The sequence below is a fragment of the Mucilaginibacter sp. JRF genome (assembly GCF_015223065.1).
Lineage (GTDB): Bacteria > Bacteroidota > Bacteroidia > Sphingobacteriales > Sphingobacteriaceae > Mucilaginibacter.
On sequence record NZ_JADFBY010000014.1, the window covers coordinates 1 to 22,124 of the forward strand.

Annotated in this window: 17 protein-coding genes; 4 read left to right on the forward strand and 13 right to left on the reverse strand. The window is 44.4% G+C overall.

Going from position 1 to position 22,124, the window contains the following annotated elements; genetic code table 11:
• The first annotated feature begins 88 nt into the window (after window positions 1-88).
• Window positions 89-769 (forward strand): hypothetical protein, encoded by a 681-nt coding sequence (locus tag IM792_RS20615; protein WP_194103815.1) that lies wholly within the window; start codon window positions 89-91, stop codon window positions 767-769.
• Window position 770: 1 nt separating this feature from the next.
• Here IM792_RS20615 and IM792_RS20620 read toward each other — a convergent pair whose 3' ends face one another.
• Complete coding sequence (locus IM792_RS20620) at window positions 771-1,328, reverse strand: hypothetical protein (RefSeq protein WP_194103816.1); 558 nt, start codon at window positions 1,326-1,328, stop codon at window positions 771-773.
• A gap of 307 nt (window positions 1,329-1,635) precedes the next feature.
• Here IM792_RS20620 and IM792_RS20625 point away from each other — a divergent pair, with 307 nt between their 5' ends.
• Window positions 1,636-2,304: a hypothetical protein gene (locus IM792_RS20625; RefSeq protein ID WP_194103817.1), complete on the forward strand. Its 669-nt coding sequence runs from the start codon at window positions 1,636-1,638 to the stop codon at window positions 2,302-2,304.
• Window positions 2,305-2,383: 79 nt separating this feature from the next.
• Here IM792_RS20625 and IM792_RS20630 read toward each other — a convergent pair whose 3' ends face one another.
• Together IM792_RS20630 and IM792_RS20635 are read right to left on the reverse strand one after the other, a co-directional pair.
• Complete coding sequence (locus IM792_RS20630) at window positions 2,384-4,246, reverse strand: alkaline phosphatase (RefSeq protein ID WP_194103818.1); 1,863 nt, start codon at window positions 4,244-4,246, stop codon at window positions 2,384-2,386.
• 75 nt (window positions 4,247-4,321) lie between these two features.
• Complete coding sequence (locus IM792_RS20635) at window positions 4,322-5,698, reverse strand: DUF1080 domain-containing protein (protein WP_194103819.1); 1,377 nt, start codon at window positions 5,696-5,698, stop codon at window positions 4,322-4,324.
• A 221-nt stretch (window positions 5,699-5,919) separates the two neighbouring features.
• Here IM792_RS20635 and IM792_RS20640 point away from each other — a divergent pair, with 221 nt between their 5' ends.
• Together IM792_RS20640 and IM792_RS20645 are read left to right on the forward strand one after the other, a co-directional pair.
• Window positions 5,920-8,400, forward strand: coding sequence for a M1 family metallopeptidase (locus IM792_RS20640; RefSeq protein WP_194103820.1), 2,481 nt, complete (start codon window positions 5,920-5,922; stop codon window positions 8,398-8,400).
• Window positions 8,401-8,485: 85 nt separating this feature from the next.
• A complete protein-coding gene (locus tag IM792_RS20645; RefSeq protein WP_194103821.1) occupies window positions 8,486-8,839 on the forward strand; it encodes a hypothetical protein in 354 nt (117 codons plus the stop codon).
• Here IM792_RS20645 and IM792_RS20650 read toward each other — a convergent pair.
• From IM792_RS20650 to IM792_RS20695, 10 genes are all read right to left on the reverse strand, one after another.
• Complete coding sequence (locus tag IM792_RS20650; RefSeq protein ID WP_194103822.1) at window positions 8,829-9,629, reverse strand: hypothetical protein; 801 nt, start codon at window positions 9,627-9,629, stop codon at window positions 8,829-8,831. The genes IM792_RS20645 and IM792_RS20650 overlap by 11 nt on opposite strands.
• A gap of 12 nt (window positions 9,630-9,641) precedes the next feature.
• Window positions 9,642-10,433 (reverse strand): diadenylate cyclase CdaA, encoded by a 792-nt coding sequence (cdaA, locus tag IM792_RS20655; RefSeq protein WP_194103823.1) that lies wholly within the window; start codon window positions 10,431-10,433, stop codon window positions 9,642-9,644.
• Window positions 10,434-10,591: 158 nt separating this feature from the next.
• Window positions 10,592-11,404 carry an SDR family oxidoreductase gene (locus IM792_RS20660; protein WP_194103824.1) on the reverse strand — a complete coding sequence of 271 codons (813 nt, stop codon included), beginning with the start codon at window positions 11,402-11,404 and terminating at the stop codon, window positions 10,592-10,594.
• A gap of 201 nt (window positions 11,405-11,605) precedes the next feature.
• Window positions 11,606-13,261 (reverse strand): DNA repair protein RecN, encoded by a 1,656-nt coding sequence (recN, locus tag IM792_RS20665; RefSeq protein WP_194103825.1) that lies wholly within the window; start codon window positions 13,259-13,261, stop codon window positions 11,606-11,608.
• Window positions 13,262-13,322: 61 nt separating this feature from the next.
• Complete coding sequence (locus tag IM792_RS20670) at window positions 13,323-14,003, reverse strand: hypothetical protein (protein WP_194103826.1); 681 nt, start codon at window positions 14,001-14,003, stop codon at window positions 13,323-13,325.
• Between the two features lie 227 nt (window positions 14,004-14,230).
• A complete protein-coding gene (locus IM792_RS20675) occupies window positions 14,231-15,550 on the reverse strand; it encodes a TolC family protein (RefSeq protein WP_194103827.1) in 1,320 nt (439 codons plus the stop codon).
• A gap of 5 nt (window positions 15,551-15,555) precedes the next feature.
• Window positions 15,556-16,233: an ABC transporter ATP-binding protein gene (locus IM792_RS20680; protein WP_194103828.1), complete on the reverse strand. Its 678-nt coding sequence runs from the start codon at window positions 16,231-16,233 to the stop codon at window positions 15,556-15,558.
• A gap of 216 nt (window positions 16,234-16,449) precedes the next feature.
• Window positions 16,450-17,109: a hypothetical protein gene (locus IM792_RS20685; RefSeq protein ID WP_194103829.1), complete on the reverse strand. Its 660-nt coding sequence runs from the start codon at window positions 17,107-17,109 to the stop codon at window positions 16,450-16,452.
• Between the two features lie 12 nt (window positions 17,110-17,121).
• Complete coding sequence (locus IM792_RS20690) at window positions 17,122-19,539, reverse strand: ABC transporter permease (RefSeq protein ID WP_194103830.1); 2,418 nt, start codon at window positions 19,537-19,539, stop codon at window positions 17,122-17,124.
• Window positions 19,540-19,714: 175 nt separating this feature from the next.
• The gene (locus tag IM792_RS20695; RefSeq protein ID WP_194103831.1) at window positions 19,715-22,123 is read right to left on the reverse strand and encodes an ABC transporter permease; all 2,409 of its coding nucleotides are present in this window, start codon (window positions 22,121-22,123) and stop codon (window positions 19,715-19,717) included.
• Window position 22,124 lies beyond the last annotated feature (1 nt).

Genomic DNA, 22,124 nt, shown 5'->3' on the forward strand with positions numbered 1-22,124 from the left:
AGGGGGATGGTGTTGCATATCGTGAGGAAAACGTGTAATTTTAATTAATGGCTTTTTTGTATGTTAGCGACACTTTAGCGCGTATTACATGAAAAAAGCTTTCCTCATCCTTATTGCTATAACTCTAATTTTCTCGGCCTGCAAAAAGGGTGTTGATGATTTTCCGAACACTCCCATTAATGTTGGCGGCGCAACCGACGCTCCGTTTCACCCCTTTCGTGCAGGAGCTAAATGGGTATACATCGGCCGATCAGGTGTTGGTGCCCTTGCCGTTGAGGATACCCGGGTAATGATAACAACCGGCAAAACCAAAGAGATTGACGGCGATCTGTTTTATGAAATTACCACCACTCGCCCTACCATAAGCGCAACAGGCTATCTGGGTTACAACAATGGCTTATATGCGCAAAGAGCCGACAACGCTTTATACAATGCAGATACCATGCAGCCAATTTATAACGATAATTATGAAGTTGGTGAACTCTATATACAACCATTTAGCTACCTGAGCCAGGGGCAGATAGTTAACGCCCGCTTTAATGTAGAGCTATTAGAGATAGGCGTTACCAAAACCGTGCGCAATAAAGAATATACCGACGTTGCCCACACCCGTGTTAAAATTGAAATAAAACTTGGCAACGACTGGGTATCATACTCCGGAAACGAATTTTATCTGGCCCGCGGCACAGGCATCATTCTGGCTTCAGCCTACGCTTTTGATGTTGAGATAGATCGTATGGAACTGGCCAGTTACACGCCGGGTTTATAACTTACTTAAGCAGCTTTTTTAGCTCATCAACATCGGGGTATTTTATACCGACACCGATAGCTTTATATAAGGGCAGATAAGCTTTTCCATCAACGTAGTACTTATATAAACCGTCATTTGTTTGGGTTATATATATGAGCTGTTTGCCGCTGGGCTGCACTATAAAATACGAGCGAAAATCAACCTGTTTCTTAATTTTTACGGTTTCGTATTTCTCTTTTTGATTTTTCCGGACATCCTCATCTACAGGTATGGCTTTTTGATGGATAACCCTGTCTACATAAGTTTTAGTCAGGATCTGGTATAGGATCAATTGGTTTTGCCCTGAACGCGTCCACTTTTTTATAACATTATTTCCTATCGAATATTCCTCAAACTTGAAATTGGAAAGATCAAGCCGTGCATAAGGCTCAAACTTTTTAAAATCAATATGCCTGTTATATCCTCCATGCTCCTGCATAATGATCTCCTTATCTTTTTTCAGATCATGAGCCAATTGCAGTTGCGGGCGGTGGGTCTGTAAAAACAGGAAAGGTATCAGCAGGTAGAGCCTCATCATATTATTTATTCAGATAAAAATAATATTTTTTTTCAGACAAATTCAATACACTAAGCACCGTCAAAAATCGGCCAAAAACAGCCCGCCCATATATAGTACCATACGCGTAACGCACAACTCGAGAGCACTTTACACTAAGCAAAAAACTATATATTTTTTTTGTTACACAGTTGTAACATTCTGATATAAAACTCCGTCAATGTCTTCAAACCGGCCGAAACGGTGGCAGCGGTACCCTGCAACATACGGTCAACCAAACATTTATCAAATAAAAACAGCCCTTGGGGCAATTTAAATTTTAATCACAATGAAAAAAGCAATCTATACACTTCTGGCCATTAGCGCCCTATTCTTCGGTTCGTGCAAAAAAGACGATAATAACAACCCCGGCGGTGGCAGTGGTAAAGACACCTACCAACCATTTTCAGCAGGTTCTGAATGGAAATACCGCACTGAGGTTAACCTTGGCGAAGGCGAACCGTTGGTTGATACCAGCATAAATACTATGACCGCCGAAACCAAAACCATCAACAACAAAAAGTTCTACATAAGCAAATCAGTTAATGGCGGTGAAACCGAGGAAACTTACCTTGGCCTGAACAACAATGTTTACAGTACCATTATGAATGATGAAGTTGCCGGCATGGAGCTTGAATTCGCTTACCTCAACGATTCAAAAGCGGTTAACGATAGCTGGGAAAGCCTGTTCACCATTGAAGATGAGGATGGCGACATTGAGGCACGACTTAAAACAACTATTAAGGAGAAAGGTATATCAAAAAACGTTTTGGGCAAAAACTACAGCAACGTTATACACACCGTAGTTGAAACCGGCTTTAAGGTTGGTAACGAATGGGTTTCTATATCGCAAATGGACTTTTATATTGCCAAAGGCGTGGGCATGATAGCCACTTACGGTTCTGTAAACAACAAGCAAGTGGCCAAAACTGAGCTAATGAGCCACAACATAAAATAAATTAACCCATCTACCTGTGAAATAAAAACGGAGGCATCTATTGCAGAAGCCTCCGTTTTCTATTAAATTTTTAACCGGCCTATTTACCGGGATTAAGCAACAGCTTAACTATCTTATTAAATATTTCGATGTTTTGATAAGTGCCCAAAAACTCGTTGGAGTTAGGCCCGTAAGCAAATACCGGCACATTGATGCTGGTATGGTCATTAGTACTAAAGTTACCTAACACACGCCCCTCAGCAGTTGAGGCATCCAGTAAACTCAGGCCGCCGGTTTCATGGTCGGCAGTTACTATAACCAATGTTTCGCCATTTTGATCGGCAAACTTTAAAGCTTCGCCTACGGTGCGGTCAAAGTCGAGCATTTCGGTCACCAGGAAAGGCAGATCATTAGCATGGCCACCATGATCTATCTGTGCGCCCTCGGCCATAATAAAAAACCCATTTTTATTGGTTGATAGTAAGCGTATAGTTTCCTTTAACGACCGGCTCAGCATATCACCTCTACCCTTAATTACCGGGCGGGTTTCGGCATCGGCCAATAATACTACCTGTTTGCCCTGTTGTTGCTTTTGCAAAGCAGTAAGCGTGGTATCAACATTATAACCTTTAGCTTTCAGCTTTTGCATCAGCGATGCATCCGGGTTATTGAAAAAGCTTTTTTGGTTAGAACCTATCAATACATCAACATTACTTGTAAGCAAATCGGCAGCTATAGCGGTTGAGTTTGTACGCTCAATGTTATGGGCATAAAATGCAGCCGGGGTAGCATCGGTAATATCAGCACAGCTAATGATGCCGCTCTTTATTTTTTTAGCGGCCAGCGTATCGGGTATGCGGGTTAAGGCCTGCCCTGTCGGGTTCATACTTATGTAACGGTTGTTAGTTTTATGGCCGGTTGCCATGGCAGTAGCTCCCGCGGCCGAATCGGTATTATCAGAATTAGCCGCCCTTGTTTGCGAAAAACCACTGTAGCGGCATTGCAGCAAATTTAACTGACCATGGTTAGCCGTTAAGCCCGATTGTATCTGCGCCAAACCCATGCCATCGCCAATAAGCAGAATGATGTTCTTTACCGGCTTGCGTATACCATCAACCTTATAGGTTGGTGTATATATAGGGTGTGGTTTGGGGTTGATGAATTCCAGTTTATGGCGATTAGCCAAAAAATCGTGCAGTTGCTGCGGGTGATCGGTATTTATCCAATCGGCACCCAGCTTTTGCAGTTGTATCCAGGTGTTGGGGCTATCCTGCGTTGCCCAAAAGCGAAAGGGCTTGCCTTTGCTGTGCGCGGCGTTTATCATACCGCTTAGCTTTAATGAATCGGGGCGGGTAAGTACACCTTTGCCGTTCCATTCGGTATAGCTGCCCAGCTCGTCGCTTATCATGGCCACATGCTTTAGCTGCGCATCGGTATAATTGATGTTCGGGCGACCATCGAAATAAATATAGGCCGGGTATTTATCAAACTCTGCCGGGGCGGGCATATCACCGCTCAGTACTATTTTTACGGTGTGTTTGTTGTTGGATTGAAATACATCCTTATAAGGCTCCAACTCCTTTATCAGCGCGGGAATAACATGCGCTTTATCCTCCTTAATATCAACCACCAGTTGCAGGTTCAGTGTTGAATCAGCATACGGGCGACCACCATTTTTGCGAAACAAAGCGGCAAGTGGCTTCACGTACAACTCGGCAAGGGTACGGCCTTCTTCGATCTCCTTACGCTCATGCGCTACGTATAATTTATTGTTCAGATAAAAAACATCAGCCTCGATAGAGCCTGCCTGCGCATAGTAGGCTTGCTGAAAGGGGATGTTTTGCTTATAATCGTTATGGCTGTGAGCCTTGTTTATGGCAGCGTTTTGCGCTAATGATGTCGCGGCGGCAAACAACAACGGGGTTATGAGGCCTGCCGAACGTTTTAGAGTAGAGTACTTCATAATAAGGCGCAAAGCTAAATTGCCTAAGTAAAGTGATTGTTAGCTTTTGATGAACTAACAATCACCTTAATATATTTACAGGTTGCGTAACTTGATATTGCGGAAGCTTACCGAGTTACCATGATCCTGCAACAGGATGTGGCCCTGCGGTGCTTCGCCAAAGTTTGGCCATACCTTGTATTTACTTAACGCCACCAGGTCTTTAAACTCCTTTGAGCCACGATCGTACTCTAAAACCTTTACCCCGTTAAGGTAATGCTCCACATGGTTATTAGGGTATACCACTACCCTGCCAATGTTCCATTTGCCTATGGCGTGTATATAACGTGGTTGTTTTTTAGCCGTGATCAAATCGTATAATGAACCCAGCGTGCGGTTACCGTCCCTGCCCAGTTTGGCATCGGGGTGACGTTCGTCATCAAGCACCTGAAACTCCAGACCAATGGCCGAGCCCTGCGTTTTTTCATCCAGCGTAACAAAGTATTTAACGCCACTGTTAGCACCCTCGGTCAGCCTGAACTCAAACGACAGATCGAAAGCCTTGTACTGCCCGTCGCTCACAATATCGCCGCCATTGGTTGACTCGGCACCGTTTGATGGCTCCACGCTGATCAATCCATTGCTGATATTCCACCCTTTGGCCGGGAATGCCGTACCACGGGCGCTGTGCCAGCCTTTATTGGTTTTACCATCAAACAACAGTTGCCAGCCGTTTTGCTTCTCAGCAGCTACCAGGGTATTTGGTGTAAGGTTAACTACATATATATCCTTATTAAATGGCTCAGGCTTTAGGCCTGTAGTTTTTATCTGGATGTTTTTGAACCATATTTTTTTGTCGGCTTCCTCCGGCTTGCTTACCGCGTGCACTTGCAGGCCTATAAAACCTTTGGCATCTACCGTATCAACTACGTAAGCCATCGGCACACCATTTATCCAGGTTTTCATTTGGTTGCCAATACACTCTATTTTAATATGATTGTACTCGCCTGTTTTAAAAGTGCCTTTAGCTTTGGCGTTCAAGTCCATCGGGTAAAGCCAGTCGCGCCTGCCCTCGTCATAAATACCACCCGCCCATGCACGCGGCGATGGATCGAACTCGCATTGGCGACCGTACACCCTGCCCTTACCGTTATTCGCCGCGGCATCAAAGTGGCTGCGGGTTTGCACACCCGAGTTGCTGATATCGCTCTCCAGCTTGGCATCCAGCTCTAAAACAAAATCGCCGTACTCTTTTTCGGTAACTAAAAAGGTATTGCCGCTGCCGGTTACGGTTGTGCCTTGTATGGCGCCGTCAACCACCTTATAGTCGGCGGTACCGGCAAGGCGTTTCCAGCCGTTGAGGGTTTTGCCATCAAACAGGCTTACATATCCTTTTTTTGTTTGTGCTGATGCTGCTCCGGCCAATAGGGTACCGGCAATAACGAGTGATAATACTTTGCGGGTTGTTTTCATATAACAGGTTGATAGAAAATTTAAGTTTGCCGCACTAAGTGCTTTGTTTATAACTGGCTAAGTAAACTTAAAAGTAAATATAGCCAAACAGCCCATTACCTGTGTAACATTTTGGCTATTCGTGGCATCTTAGCTTCGATAATTAATGTTCGTGTTAACCCAATTACCGGTTGCAGGGCTTTATTAATATTTTAAATTTGCGTTTTAACAACCTCATTAACATGAAAAAAATGCTGATTGCAGAGGCACTCCTAATGGCCACCTGCATTGTACCGGCCATGGCTCAGCAAAAACCGGCCGATGACCCTCAATTCAAGATCTACCGCGAAACTGTAGCCAAGGTGAACGATTTGGTGCACACCAAACTCGACGTGCGTTTTGATTACAAAAAACGTTACCTATACGGCAAGGAGTGGATCACCCTGAAGCCTCACTTTTACGCTACCGACAGCCTGCGCCTGGATTCTAAGGGGATGGATATCAAAAACATTTCGGTTGTTAAGAACGGCAAGAACGTGCCGCTTAAATTTACTTATGATAGCCTGAGCTTAGCTATTAAGTTGGATAAGTTTTATCGTAACAACGAAACCTACGTGGTATACCTTGATTATACCGCCAAGCCCGATGAACTGAAAGCCGAAGGTAGCGCGGCCATCAGCGATGCTAAAGGTTTATACTTTATTAACCCCGACGGTACCGAGAAGGACAAGCCGACACAAATATGGACGCAAGGCGAAACCGAAGCATCATCAGCATGGTTCCCTACCATTGATAAGCCGAACCAAAAAACTACCCAGGAGATCAGCATGACGGTACCGGCTAAGTACGTTACCCTATCGAACGGTCGTTTAGCCGCGCAAAAAACCAATGCCGACGGTACCCGTACCGATACCTGGAAAATGGAATTGCCACACTCGCCATACCTGTTTATGATGGCCGTTGGTGATTTTAAGATATATAAAGATAAATGGCGTAACAAAGAGGTTAGCTACTACCTGGAGCCTAAATATGCCCCGTACGCTAAAGAGATATTCGGCTTTACACCGGAGGCGATAGAATTTTTCTCAAACAAACTGGGTGTTGATTACCCCTGGAACAAATACGCGCAGATAGTGGTACGTGATTACGTAAGCGGCGCGATGGAGAACACCAGCGCTACCCTGCATGGCGAATATGTACAGGCTACCCCGCGCGAGTTGCTGGATGCCGAGTATGATGCCGGCCGTAGCACTATTGTACACGAATTATTCCACCAGTGGTTTGGCGATTATGTTACTGCCGAAAGCTGGAGCAACCTTACCGTTAACGAATCGTTCGCTGACTTTAGCGAAACCATGTGGGCCGAATACAAATACGGTAAGGACGAAGGCGGCGCGCATATTTATGAGAACCTGCAAAGCTACCTGCGCAGCGGCGATGCCAAAACCAAAAACCTGGTACGCTTTCATTACCATGATAAAGAGGACGTGTTCGACGTAGTTACCTACCAAAAAGGTGGCACCATATTGAACTACCTGCGTAACTATTTAGGTGAGGATGCTTTTTACAAAGGCCTTAGCATTTATCTTAAAACCAATGCCTTTAAAAATGGCGAAGCTCACCAACTGCGTTTAGCCCTTGAAGAAGCCAGCGGCCGCGACCTTAACTGGTTTTTTAACGAGTGGTACTTCAATGCTGGTCACCCGGTGCTTGATATTGCCTATAAATGGGATGATGCCACCAAAACACAAACCGTTTACGTAAACCAAACCCAAACCGGCGATGCCTTTATTTTACCTATAGCGGTTGATATTTACGCGGGTGGTAAAAAAGAGCGCCACAAAGTATGGTTACGCAACAAGGCCGATACCTTAACCTTTAAGGTTGCCTCAAAACCTGACCTGGTGAATGTGGACGGCGATAAAGTATTACCGGCTAAAAAGACAGATAAAAAATCGTTAGAGGAGTTCGCTTTCCAATATGCTAACGCGCCTTTATTCCTTGACCGCTTGGAGGCTATTGAAGCTGCCGCGCCTGCACAAGGCGACAAGAACGCGCAAAAGATAATCATAGCCGCGTTGAAGGATAAATACTATGGCCTGCGTATCAAAGCCATTACATCAGCCAATATGGCCAGCGATGAGGTGCGCAACGCCGCTCAACCTATACTGATGGATATTGCCCGTAATGATAAAAACAACAACGTTCGCGCGGCAGCCATCAACGTGTTGGGTAAACTGAAAGCATCAGGCATGATCAAGATATTCCAGGATGGTTTGCAAAGCCAATCGTACGCGGTACAAGGTGCATCATTAAACGCCCTGGCCCAGCTTGAGCCTGCCGAAGCATTAACCAAAGCTAAAAGTTTGGAGAAAGACAGCAAAGGCGCTTTAACAACTGCTATCATCACCGCATACTCAACCGCCGGTGGCGATGCTGAATGGCCTTACGTTTACGAGAAATTCAAAGCTTCCGGCCCGCAAGCCCAGTTCAACTCGGCACAAAAATTTGCCGATATGGCCGGTCGTATTAAAAACCCTGCTTATACACAACAAGGTATTGAGGTGTTGAAGGACTTGGGTGTGAAATACAAAAAGTACGGTATAGCGCCTTACATTGTTACCACCATCACCAACATCAAAACAAAACGCACCGAACTGAAGGATGACGCATCAGTAAAAGCTGCTGATGACGCCATTAAAGCGGTAAATGATGCAAAGTAATTAAACCTTTTTTGCAACAATAAGTCTAAAGGGTTGTCTGTATTATACAGGCAGCCCTTTTTTATTTACAAACCGACTTATTACCATGAAAAAAATCGCCTTTATCATTCTGTTCTCCGCAGTATTTGGTTATGTAAAAGCGCAAAATACCGCTTTAATAATGCCACAGGTAAAAACATTCGACCAGCAAAGAAACGACAGACTATTTCATGTAGATAGCCTAAATGCGAAAAAATACCGGGATGGGATTTTGAGAGTTGAAGTTAAACCATCCGATATAATTATTCAAAGCCGCATGCCTGTATCAAAACCGCAGGGCTTTAACAGCAAAACACCGGTTGCGGGCAAAGGCAGCTCAACAGCGGGTTATAATATGCCGATAAAAAGGGTACAGATCATCAATCCTGATACGGCGAGAAGAGCAAAGGTTAATCCTTAACTTCAGAACTTAGCTTTACAACATCTGCAATTACCTCGTAGGTTGAAAAACCGGGTTCGGCCTTGGTTAAATCAGCCGCGTTGATGGTTACTTTACGCATGGGATATTTTCCGCTTTGCGTGTGTACGATGTTGGGCTTGTTGGTAATAATCCAGTTGAAGGTTTTAAGTTTCGCATCATACTCAAAAGAGATCTCGCTTACAGGTAAAATATCTTTTGCCACTTTACCCGCTGTTTTTAACAACTTGCAATAATCTACCTTTTTAATAATGCGTTTGTAGGTGCTCTTATTGGGGATGAACATCACATCCATCAAATTACCATTGGCATTTACAGGCATTTCAAAATCCACATAAGCCAGGCTATCTACCGCCATTCTGTAAGTGTATAGATATGTGGCGGTGTACATCTGCAAGATATCGTTACGCCCGTGCTGCCTGAAATGGTCAATCTTTTCGGGATAAACAACCTCTGCACTTATAAATTTCAGATCGTTAAAAAAGGCTTTACCCGAATATTGAATTATCGAATCCTCTACCTTTTTCTTATAAATCGATGCCTTTTGTGGCATTTGTTTAATATCGATGGGTTTACGAAAAACGTTCCAGTTAGTGGCGGTATCGCCGCCGAACGCGAACACATAGCTTGGGGCATTGCCAATGTACCGGGCATGGTGCACAGTTGTACGCCATGAGTTATTGGTGATAGTACTTTTATCAATAGCGCATTGGGCCGATGCACTGAATTGGACCAGCAGAAGAAACACCGATAAGATCCAAAAGCCCTTCATGTTATGTTTTTTTTAAAAATCCTTATTCAATAATTTCTCCAACTCGGCAAAGCTGATGTTCATTTTTACACGGCCTTGTTTGGCGTATGATATTTCGCCCGTTTCTTCGGATACGATGATGGCGGTAGCCTCGTTAGCTTCGGTTACGCCGATACCTGCACGGTGGCGCAAACCAAATTGCGCGGGCAGATCGCTTTTCTCTGTCAGCGGCAAAATACAGCTGGCCGATTTTATTTTGTTCTCAGATATAATAACCGCCCCGTCATGCAGCGGACTATGCTTTTGAAATATACTCTCCAACAAACGTTTTGATATACGGGCATCCATCATTTCGCAGCTGTTTTGGTAAAACTGCTCATCATATATCTTCACGATAACGATCAGCGCGCCCGTGCGAGATTGCTTCATGGTTTTGCAGGCATCAATTATGGGTTTGATGCGTATGTAGTTGTTCTTCTCAACCGTGCTCTTACCAAAAAAATATTGCCACCAGGCGCGGTTTCTTTGTAACGAGGCATTTTTACCCACCAGCAGCAAAAACCGCCTTATCTCCTGCTGAAATACCACCACTATGGCAATGATACCCACATTCATGAAGTTGCCTAAAATGCCGGTAAGCAGCTGCATGTTCAACGCGCGAACCACAAAGTACAAGGCACATACCAGCGCTAAACCGATGAATATATTGGCGGCTATGGTGCCGCGTATCAAATTGTATAACTGGTATATAATAAAGGCCACCAGCAATACATCCAACACATCAAACACGGTAACCTTTACAAAACTAAAATCAAATGAGTGCATATATATACTAAGGTAGTTGGAAATATTATGATTACAAATATGGCGGCTTTTATGTTGAAGTTAAGTAATTTAAAATAAATGGCCCGCGCCCTGTAAAACGAAAAAGGAGGCATCGGTTGATGCCTCCTTTTTCAGAAATATTATCGGTTGGCCTGTTGTTATTTGGCCATTTGATCAATAACAGCCTGGGTAACGCCGGTGTAGGAAAAACCACCATCGTGAAACAGGTTTTGCATGGTTACCATGCGGGTAAGGTCAGAGAACAGGGTTACCACGTAATCAGCACACTGATCGGCATTGGCATTACCCAGCGGACTCATTTTCTCGGCAAATTCAATAAAGCCATCAAAACCCTTAACGCCCGAACCGGCAGTTGTGCGGGTTGGTGATTGCGAGATGGTGTTTACGCGTACATTCTTTTTCATGCCGTACTCGTAACCAAAGTTACGGGCAATGCTTTCTAACACGGCTTTGTTATCGGCCATATCATTATAACCCGGAAAGTAACGCTGGGCAGCAATGTAGCTCAATGCCACTACTGATCCCCACTCGTTAATTACATCCTTTTTCATGGCTTCCTGTAGTATGCGGTGCAAGCTCAGGGCCGATATATCAAAACCTTTAAAGGTGTAATCGTAGTTATTTTCAGGATACGGGATGCTTTTGCGTACGTTAACGCTCATGCCAATAGAGTGCAGAATAAAATCGACACCGCCATTAAAATGCTCCTGAGTTTTGGTAAGCAGGTTTTCAATATCCTGGTTGCTGGTAACGTCGGCAGCAATAACCGGGGCGTTGCATTCTTCGGCCAATTTGTTCAATTCGCCCATGCGCAAGGCTATAGGGGCATTGCTCAATACTATTTCGGCACCTTCCTGTACGGCGCGTTGCGCTACCTTCCAGGCTATTGATTGCTCGTTAAGGGCACCAAATATTATCCCTTTTTTACCTTTTAATAAATTATAAGCCATTATATGAGTTTTTTATAATCGGGGTAAAGTTATAATTATTTTTTCAGTTGACGGTGGGCAGTTTGCAGTTATCAGTTTGCGGTTGCCAGTGGGCAGTTGGCGGTGGACGGTTTGCAGTGGGTAGTTCGCGGTTGGCTCTTTAACCAAACAACTGCTAACTGCTAACTAAAAGCAAACTGCCCACTGCAAACTCATAAAAACTCACAAAGAAAGCAACTCGCGGGCATTTTGCAGGGCGCTTTCGCCGGGTTTGTCGCCGCTTAGCATTTTGGCTATTTCGAGTACTCGTTCCTGCTCGGCAAGTTCCTTTATACGGCTGTAGGTAATATCGCCCTGCTGATCTTTATACACAAAAAAGTGGCGCTGCCCCTTGCTGGCAATTTGCGGCAGGTGCGTTATAGTGATCACTTGCAGGTTTGCCGCTAAACGCTCCATGATCTGGCCTACCTTGTTAGCCACCTCGCCCGATACACCGGTATCTATCTCATCAAAAATAATACTTGGCAATGCGGTATACTGCGCCACCAGCGATTTAATGCTCAGCATCACCCGCGAAAGCTCACCGCCTGATGCTACCTTGCTCATTTCGCCCGGTGTGTGGCCTTTGTTGGCCGAGAACAGAAAGCGCACATTGTCAGTACCGGTTTTGGTAAAATCGGCAGTTGTGGTCAGCTCTATTTGTAATACAGAATTGCCCATACCCATTTCGGCCAGGGTATCTATCACTTGTTTTTGGATAGATGGAATAGCCTTGGCACGTTTGGCGGATAACTCGGCGGATTGTTTTTCCAGTTCCTTTTTTATGGCGGCTATTTCCTTTTGCAGCTTCTCGATAGCGTCATCGCTTGATATGGCCTGCTGTATCTTGCCCGACAGTTCATCCTGCAATTGCAGCAGCTCGGCATTCGTATTTACACGGTGCTTTTTTTGCAGATTATATATCACGCTCAAACGCTCGTTCACCTCCGCGGCACGAGCCTCATTGGTAAAGGTGCGTTGCTCCAAATTCTCAATTTCGGCGGCAATATCCTTTAGTTCGATAACGGTACTGTTCAGCCTGTTGTGCAAATCCTCTATTTCAGGATTGAATTTTTCAAGGGCTGACAATTGCTGTCCGGCTTCCTTAAGTTGCGCCAGTACTGCGGCCTCGCCATCCTGCAACAAATAATTAGCGCCAAGCAGGTTACGCTTTATCTCCTCGGCATTGTTAAGAGTGTAAAGTTCCTGCTCCAGTTGCTCCTGCTCGTCGGCGGCAAGCCCGGCCTTTTCCAGCTCATCAAACTGAAACTGGTAATAATCAAGGTCGGCTTTGGCTTTTTCGCTATCGGCTATAAGTTGCTTTAAGCGGGTATTTTCGGCACGGTATTGTTTAAATTTAGCTTGATAGGCTTCCAATTGCGCGGCGTTACCGGCAACGGCATCAACCACCAGCAATTGAAACTCAGGATCGTTAATTTCGAGCGTGGCGTGCTGCGAGTGTATATCTATCAGCTTTTCGCCCAGTTGCTTAAGCGTGGCCAGGTTTACAGGCGTATCATTAACAAAGGCGCGCGATTTACCATCGGCAGAGATTTCGCGGCGAAGTACGGTTTCGGCCTCATAATCCAGATCATTATCGGCCAAAAACTCCTTGATGCCTAAATTATCTACCTGGAACAAGCCCTCGATAACGCACTTTTTTTGCTGATTGAAAAAATAACGGCTTTCGGCACGCTGCCCTAAAATGAGCGATAAGCCACCCAAAATAATGGATTTACCCGCGCCGGTTTCGCCGGTGAGTATGTTGAGGCCCTTATCAAAGCTGATCTCGAGGTTATCAATCAGCGCGTAATTATGTATGGTTAGCTTTTTAAGCATAATGCAGGTATCCGTTTTTTGCGGATACTAAATTACAAAATCGGCCGTAAGGTTGTTTGATTTACTTTTCGGGCACTTCCGGAATGTGGTATCTGATCAGGCTCGATGTACTTACCAGGCTATCGCCTTTTTGCACATCAACCTGTATGGTGCCTATGCCCTTAACCATGTAATTGTTGTAGGTATACAGCAGGTTATAGCTTCCGTTTTCATATTTAGATACTGAAACCCCGGTGCTTACCACTTTAGGATAGCTTTTACCCGCAACCTGGCGTGTGGTATCGCGGTTTTTCATGAAACCGTATTGTGAGGCATCGTCGCCCTCAATGGTACCATTGCTGGTTATACGGCCTGTCCACCCGGCATTGTTCTTAGCCGTATCAACAAGGTAATAAAAATTATATTGTTCGGAGCCTAACAGGTAATCCTGCTTGCGGGTATAATAGCTATGCCCGTCGGAGTAGTAATATTCTTTTGATTTGCCGTAAAATTGCGATACTACATCGGCCTCGTAATAAGTCATTCCGTTTATTACGGCTGTTTTACCGTTAATGGTTTTGGTAACCGTATCTTGCGATGAACCGCTATATTCCACATATACCCAGTAGCTGCCCTTAATAAGCGGCTGATAACTCTCGGTTGAATTGATCACATTTTCAAAACCCGCGAAATTGGCCGGGTCTTTTTTACAAGCAGACACCATCAGGCCCAAAAAACTAATTAGGAGTAGTAATTTTTTCATATCCCTCAACAGCTATAAATATAAGCAAAGCATTGAAAACAACAACATTGCCACGCACACCTTTAAACTGATTTTTTTACAAAAGGTTATAGCACTACAACTTTAGCAAGTACTTTTTTATACTTAAAACGCCATTTAAAACCAGCGGGAATATTATTTTAAAAAAAAAGCTTCTACACATTTGGGTGCAGAAGCTTAAAAAAATAATCATGATTAGGGTTAGCTGTTTAGTTGAATGATAACCTGTTTTGATAATAATCTAATATTTTGGTGCGGATAAAATAATCGTACCGGGCTACGATGAGGTTGGTACGCGAGCGGTCGAGGTTGCCTTTGGCGATAACGAACTCTACAGAGGTAACGGCACCTGCGTTAAATTTAACCTCGGTAGTACGGAAGGCTTCGGCATAAGCCGTTACCTGATCGGTTTGTATGCGGTAGCGCTCAAAAGCATTAGCCATGTTGGTGTAAGCCTGCTCAACATTTTGCTTTAACTGCACTTTGGTAGTTTGATCAACATACTGTGCCTCGCGCAGGTTTATTTTGGCTAATGCCACCTGGTTACGCTTACGGAAACCGTTTAAAAACGGAATAGAAAGATTTAAGCCGAACGAAGTATTGTAGTTATTACGAAACTGAGTGCTGTAGCTACCGTCAGACCCGCTGGAGTATTGTGTAAATACACCCGAGTATAAACTCAACACCGGGAATATATTACCCTGGGCAACCTTAACACTTTTTTCGGCGCCCTTTACACGCAGCTCGGCAGCTTTTACCTGCGCCAGATCATTAAGCGCGGTGTTGTATACCTCATCCTCTGTATCCTTATATTGAGCAGGCATTTGGTCGGCGCTTAACCGCTCAAACCTGATGGTTTTTTTGTACGGGATATTCATCAACTGAAAAAGATCAAGACGGGATGAGATCAAATTATTTTTCGCCGTGATAAGCGAAAGCTGATCAGCCGCCAACTGACCCTTCAAATTATAATATTCGGTAGGCGTTACGTTGCCATCCTTGTTCAAAATATCCAACCTGTCGGCTTGTTGTTTTGATACCTGTACCTGCGTTTCGGCTTGCGTTACCTGGTCTTCATTATTCATCATTAACAGGTAAGTAGTTATCACATTCAGGCTGATATCATTCTTAGCTTGTTGAAAATCCATTTGCCCGGCCTGGTAGGCTAATGCGGTTTGCCGCATGTTGTTAAACATGGCCAAACCATTAAATAAGGTAAGGTTACCATTAAGGCTATAGCTGGCATTAGTTATTTGCCTGTTAACGTAGGTAAGGTCGGCATTTTGGCTACGGCCACTGTTTAAGGAGTGGTCAACGCTACCGTTAATGGTAGGCAGCAAATCAAGCCGTGCCTGTTTCCAGTAAATATGCTGGCGCTCCATTTCCAGTTCGCTGCGCTTAACATCAAGGTTGGTTTGCACAGCAATGTCGAGGCATTTTTGCAGGTTATAAACCGTATCGGTTTGCGCCTGCGCCGTGCCAGCTAATAAAACAAGGGCTGTGGTTATATAAAATAAAAAGTATCGCATGTATATCAAAGTGTTGTAGTTGATTCTATGCGCCCATCAAGCAGGTTAATGATGCGCGAGCCGTACTCGGCATTTTTTTCGGAATGGGTAACCTGTATAATGGTCACACCATCTTCCTTGTTAATTTTTTTGAACAGCTCCATAATGTCCTCACCCTGCTTTGAGTTGAGGTTGCCGGTAGGCTCATCGGCCAAAAGCAGTTTGGGCTTGCCTATCAACGCGCGGGCAATACCTACCAGTTGCTGCTGCCCGCCTGATAGTTGCGCCGGGAACAGATCCTTTTTACCCACAATGTTAAACCTGTCGAGCATATCAGCCACCAAAGCTTTGCGCTCGGCACCTTTTATGTTTTGGTAGATAAGCGGGGTTTCAATGTTCTCGTAAACAGTAAGCTCATCTATCAGGTGGTAAGCCTGAAATACAAAGCCGATGTATTGCTTATACAATGCCGAGCGTTGCTTTTCCTTTAACTGATGCACGGGCTCATCCATAAAATAATGATAGCCGTCGGTAGGTTCGTCAAGCATACCGATGATGTTTAACAGGGTTGATTTACCCGAGCCTGATGGCCCCATGATAGATACGAACTCGCCCTGATCAATATCCAGGCTAAGATCATTCAGTACAAAGGTTTTGTTACCTCCGGTTTGGTAGTATTTTGAAATATGTTGTAATGATAGCATCGTGTTTTTTAATTGTGATTATGCCATTAATATATGAATAACATACCAAAACAATAAACAACTACATATCAGCAACTTACAACAAAACATACCTTAATTCATGTTCGCTTACGTAACATGGAGCGTACGGTTATGATACAGTTTTTTGTACGGGCAGTATGCAAAAGCAAAATGCCCCGCGTTGGCGGGGCATCTGCATATATATTAAACTAAAAACTAAACTATAAGTGCTTTATAATTTTCAAGTCGTCCGGGTATTATCGTAAACTTTTCAGGGTCAGGATAAGATGCTTTTGACAAAAGGTTCCATTTTTCTTCTCCCTTTAATAATAACATAGGTTGTAATTTCTCCCCGGAAACATACTTTCTTGCCGTAACTATTTCGCCGATGGGGCCATAAGCTATGGCTATTTCAAAATCGCTGCTCGGAAAATTCTTACTTGGATAAAACTCCTGCCCTCCAAATGATAATATATTATCGGCATCAAGCTGAAACAGATAGAAAACACCTTCATCTTCCGTTTCTGACAATTGAATGTAAGATGTTGAACGAACTACAATTGATGTTATCTGGTTTTGTTGCTCCACAAACTCAAACCTTTTGGTCGCTTTATTTAATTGCCGTGTTTGTTGAAAAAATACCCTTAAACCAATCGCAATATATATCCCTATTGCTGCATACAGATAAACTCTAAGCTTATTATCTATATTCAAGAATGCAATTACTCCTATGATCAAGCTCAATAATATCCACCCGGAAATAAACTTGACATACGAGATAAATTGCTTTTTATTTCGTTGTAGCTCTCGCTGCAAATAATCAAGCTCTTTTTTGTTTAATACCCTAAAAGTTTTCAAATTACTTTTTGCAAGCAATTTAATTAAAAACTACTCACTTCGTAAACTCCTGACCGGGTTAGCCAGCGCCGCCTTGATAGATTGAAAGCTGATGGTTATAAAAGCTATGGCCACCGCTATGAATGCCGCCAGGGCGAATATCCACCACTGTATCTCGATACGATATACAAAGCTTTGCAGCCACTGGCTCATGAGCCACCACGCTACCGGGAAGGCAATAACCGCGGCTAATAATACCAGCTTCAAAAAATCGCGCGATAGCAGCATAACTAACCCGGCTATGTTGGCGCCCAGCACCTTGCGTATACCTATCTCCTTGGTGCGCTGCACCATGATCATGAATGATATGGCCAGCAGCCCGATACACGATATAATGATGGCGATGATAGCCCCGCTGATAAATATGGTCGACAGGCGTTGTTCGGCCCTGTACTGGCGCTCGGTATTCTCGTTTATCCACGATCCGGCAAAATCAGCATTAGGGAAGGTTTGGTGCCATTTACTCTCTATCATGGCAAAGGTTTGCGACAGGTTTTGCGGACGCACCTTTACAAATACGTAGTTTATATCGTAACCACTCATTACCAGGGTAAGCGGCTCAATCTCGGTACGTAACGATCGGAAGTGAAAATTTTTCATTACCCCGATTATCAGCGACGGTTTATTTTCGTCGATAGGGAGATAAGTGCCTACCACATTTTTACCGCCAAGCTGCGCGGCCATTTTTTCGTTGATCACAATGGCACTGCTGTCACTGGCAAACTCCGGCGAAAAATCGCGACCGTCAACCATCTGGATGCCCAGGGTTTTAACATAATCGTACGATACACCCTGCACATTGGTACTAATATTATGCCCTTTGTAGGTGAAGCCTGTAACCGATGTGCGCATTGAGCCATCCTTACCGTTACCCATATTATCAAACGCGCCGGTTACCGATACCACACCCGGCTGCCCGTTCAACTGGTTGCGGAACAATTCGAGTGCCCGGGCACCACTTACTGTTTTCCCTATCGGGATGCTTACTACTTCATCCTTACTGTAGCCTAAAGGTTTCTTCTTTATAAAATCTATTTGCTGCCAGGTTATCAGCGTACAAACTATCAATAATGTTGATAGCGCGAACTGTGTTACCAGCAGCACGTTGCGCACCTTGCCCGGCTTGGTTGTGTTTACCGTACCCTTTAACACCAATACGGTTTTGTAGCGCATCATCAGTAATGCCGGGTATAAACCCGCTACCACGGTTATCAGTATAAATAAACCGATAATAACTACTAACTGAACCGGTTGCAGCAACATATCCATTGATACCTGGCTGCGGAAGGTGGCCTTAAAGCCTGGCAGCGCGAAGTTGGCTATAACGATACCCATCACCAGGGCGAAAAGGCAAACCAATACCGTTTCAACCCAAAACTGGGTTAGCAACTGCCATGTACCGGCACCAAGCGTTTTGCGCACGCCTACCTCGCGGGCACGGGTAAAGGCACGCGCTACCGACAGGTTCACAAAGTTGATACAAGCAATGATCAGGATGAAAGCCCCGATGATGAGTAATGATATTACATAGCTTTTATTCACCGTGTTGCCCTCTAAGCCATCCATATCGGTATTAAAGTGATTTTTGGCGAAGGCTGTAAGGTTAAGGGTGTACACATTACCCTGCGCATCAGGCTTGGCGCCATCGCGCTTCATATCGGCAATGGTTGATTTGAATGTTTTTTTGACGAAGTTTTGCAAACGCGACTCAAAACCGGCGGGCTTAACATTATCATTCAACTGCACAAATACGGTATGATCGTGCCAGTCCCAATGCTTCATGTGCTCCTGGTACTCGGGCGTATTTTCGTAACGCAACAATATATCAAAGCCGATGCTTGAGTTGCCCGGAAAATCTTTTACCACGGCGCTTACTACAAAAGCCTTTGGCTCGCCGGAGTAATTCAGTTCGATGCTTTTGCCGATCGGATCGGTCTTGCCGAATATGGCCGTAGCCGCGTATTCGGTTATCACCAAATCATTCAGCTCCTTTAGCGGCGCGGTGTTATTACCCTTAACCACCGGGAAGGTAAACATCTTTAAAAAGTCGGGATCAACAAAATGGATGCTTTTTTCGACCTGGGTATTGCCATAGCGCACAACAGTGCCGCCATTGCCCATACGGGTAATATATTTTATATCCTGATACTCGGCTTTTACAGCGGGGGTAAGCGGTGCGGGCATAGAGGTTGCTTTTTCTACCTTTTCGGCGCCGTTCTTAGTAAAGTAGAACTGGTAAATTTTATCGATATTGGTGTGATACTTATCATACGAGAACTCGTAATACACCGTAAGGAACAGCATGATACAGCAAGCCACCGCTACCGACAGCCCAATAATATTCATGGCGTTGAAAACCCTGCCTTTCCACAGGTTACGCCAAGCGGTTTTTAAGTAATTTTTTAACATGATGTATGGTCGTTAATATTTACCGGGTTGAATTTAAAATAGTATACCATTAGCCACAGGCCAACAGCATACCAACAAATCAAATTATTGATTTTCAAACAATTAAACACAAAACCCATTAATACAATGTACGCATGCGTAACAGCAGGTGTACGCTTACGATACAGTGCTTTTTTTACTCGCTGCGCAAACGCTTAACCGGGTTTACCACCGCGGCCTTAATGGCCTGAAAGCTGATGGTAAAAAATGCTATTACAATGGCGATAATACCGGCCATGGCAAACATCCACCATTGCAGTTCGGCACGGTAGGCAAAGTTTTGCAGCCACTTGTTCATGAGCCACCAGGCCAGCGGCGAGGCCAGCACCAACGATATCAGCACCAGGTAAATAAAATCCTTTGAAAGCAGAGTTACTATGCCCGATACCGAAGCGCCCAGCACTTTGCGTATGCCAATCTCCTTACCGCGCTGCTCGGCAGTAAAGGCCGCCAAACCAAATAAACCCAGGCACGATATAATTACCGCCACTATAGCGAATACCGACATCAGGCCCGATACCTTGGCATCTTCCTTATACATATTATCAAACTCCTGATCAAGAAAGGTATAGTTGAACGGGTCGCCGGGGCAGTACTTATCCCATATTTTCTGGATGCCTTTAATGGCTTCGGCCTGCTTGCCGGGTGCTACCTGTATCAGGTAATCGGTACTATAATAATCATCTAACTTAATAATGGCCGGGCCTATCTTTTCGTGCAAGCTCTTAAAGTTAAAATCTTTTACCACGCCAATAACCTGCCCGGTATCTCCCCGTGAAACTAAACGCTGCCCGATGTAGGGTTTATGCAGGTTAAGTTCCTTTACTGCGGCTTCATTCAATATAGCATTCTTTCTATCAAACTTTCGGCCTTCATCAAACCAACGACCTTCCTTTAACTTCATGTTTACGATCTTCATGTAATCGGCATCAACCTGAAAATAAGCCATAGCGGGGTCAAAATCCTTTTCGCGGCCATCCCAATCCAGGCCACCTGATGATTGCCCGTCGTTATTTTGTATCGAACTCATAGCCATAAGCGATACATTGGTTACCATATTCAGCGCTTTCAGGTCGTTTTTGATGCTTTGTGTAGTACTGGCACGCTGCTCATCGGTTATCGTCCTGAAAAATCGTCTGAAAGGCAAACCGAACGACAATACCTGCGAACGATTATAACCGGGATTTTGGCTGCGGATAAAGCTCATTTGCCTGTAGATGGTGATCACACCTACTATCAGTAAAATAGAGAAACTGAACTGTACCACCACCAATGCCTTGCGCAGGGTAGCGTCATTCAGTTTAAGTACGCTAATACCCCTGAAGGTGTTGAGCGGCTTGAATGACGACAGCAGCAATGCCGGGTAAATACTATTTAACACCACCGCGAAAAACAATGTACCCAACACCACCACCAACAAGGATATGTTGCCCGGATCGAGCGTAAAGTTACGGCCGGTAAAGTTGTTGAACCAGGGCAAGCTCGCGCTTATGATAATCACAGTAAATATCAACGCGAATAAACTGATCACCATTGATTCGGCCACGAATTGCATGAACAATGTGCCACGCCCAGCGCCTACAATTTTTTTGATGCTTACCTCCTTGGCGCGCAAGCTTGCACGGGCGGTAGTAATGTTTACGTAATTGATACAGGCAATAACCAGCAGAAAAACGCCCAGCGCCCCAAATACCGTAATAGCCCTTTTATTGCCCTGCCTTAACGCGGTGTTTTGCAAACCGCTCTCAAAATGCAGATCTTTTAATGGGGTAAGTGATATAGCCAGGTTGTTTGTTTCGCGGGCTTTTGCCGTAATGGTTTCAATTTTTTTGGCTACTTTTTTAGTATTGCTATGCGGATTAAGCTTTAAAAAAGTGATGTAGTAGAAATTACCCCATTGCATCTCGTTTTCCTTCTCCTTGGGGTTGGCACGCCTTGAGGCTATCGGCGCCAGCACATCAAAGGTAAAGCTGGAGTTGGCCGGGATATCCTTTATAACACCCTGCACCTTGTAATCAAGCGTATCAATATGAATAATTTGCCCCACGGCCTCTTTATTACCGAAGTATTTTTTGGCCTTACTTTCAGTAAGTATCAGGCTAAAGGGTTCACTATTGAACGCTTCCGGACCACCGCTTACAAATTCATAATCAAAAACATCAAACCAGCTGCTGTCTATCAGCGCTACATCCTTCTCCGGGAAAAATTCGCCCTTTATTTTAAAATAGGTGGGCGCGTAGTTCAGAGGCCTGATGCGGGTTACCTTTTCAACTTCGGGTATCTGGCGTGAGGTTTCTTCGCCCATGCGGTATGATGAATTCTCCCATATCCAGGTGGTACGTTTATCAATTGAAAGATGATTTTTAATACGGTAGATATTGTCGGCATTTGGATGGTAACCATCAAAATTAAACTCGTTTTGTACCCACATAAAAATCAGCACGGCGGCTGCCATACCTACGGCCAGGCCACCAATGTTTATAAAGCTTACCACACGATGCTTCCATAAGCTTCGCCATGCTGTTTTAAAGTAGTTTTTGATCATG

Coding starts and splice junctions, on each gene's coding strand:
- IM792_RS20615 (WP_194103815.1), top strand. CDS start 89: ATGAAAAAAGCTTTCCTCATCCTTATTGCTATAACTCTAATTTTCTCG.
- IM792_RS20620 (WP_194103816.1), bottom strand. CDS start 1,328: ATGATGAGGCTCTACCTGCTGATACCTTTCCTGTTTTTACAGACCCAC.
- IM792_RS20625 (WP_194103817.1), top strand. CDS start 1,636: ATGAAAAAAGCAATCTATACACTTCTGGCCATTAGCGCCCTATTCTTC.
- IM792_RS20630 (WP_194103818.1), bottom strand. CDS start 4,246: ATGAAGTACTCTACTCTAAAACGTTCGGCAGGCCTCATAACCCCGTTG.
- IM792_RS20635 (WP_194103819.1), bottom strand. CDS start 5,698: ATGAAAACAACCCGCAAAGTATTATCACTCGTTATTGCCGGTACCCTA.
- IM792_RS20640 (WP_194103820.1), top strand. CDS start 5,920: ATGAAAAAAATGCTGATTGCAGAGGCACTCCTAATGGCCACCTGCATT.
- IM792_RS20645 (WP_194103821.1), top strand. CDS start 8,486: ATGAAAAAAATCGCCTTTATCATTCTGTTCTCCGCAGTATTTGGTTAT.
- IM792_RS20650 (WP_194103822.1), bottom strand. CDS start 9,629: ATGAAGGGCTTTTGGATCTTATCGGTGTTTCTTCTGCTGGTCCAATTC.
- cdaA (WP_194103823.1), bottom strand. CDS start 10,433: ATGCACTCATTTGATTTTAGTTTTGTAAAGGTTACCGTGTTTGATGTG.
- IM792_RS20660 (WP_194103824.1), bottom strand. CDS start 11,404: ATGGCTTATAATTTATTAAAAGGTAAAAAAGGGATAATATTTGGTGCC.
- recN (WP_194103825.1), bottom strand. CDS start 13,261: ATGCTTAAAAAGCTAACCATACATAATTACGCGCTGATTGATAACCTC.
- IM792_RS20670 (WP_194103826.1), bottom strand. CDS start 14,003: ATGAAAAAATTACTACTCCTAATTAGTTTTTTGGGCCTGATGGTGTCT.
- IM792_RS20675 (WP_194103827.1), bottom strand. CDS start 15,550: ATGCGATACTTTTTATTTTATATAACCACAGCCCTTGTTTTATTAGCT.
- IM792_RS20680 (WP_194103828.1), bottom strand. CDS start 16,233: ATGCTATCATTACAACATATTTCAAAATACTACCAAACCGGAGGTAAC.
- IM792_RS20690 (WP_194103830.1), bottom strand. CDS start 19,539: ATGTTAAAAAATTACTTAAAAACCGCTTGGCGTAACCTGTGGAAAGGC.
- IM792_RS20695 (WP_194103831.1), bottom strand. CDS start 22,123: ATGATCAAAAACTACTTTAAAACAGCATGGCGAAGCTTATGGAAGCAT.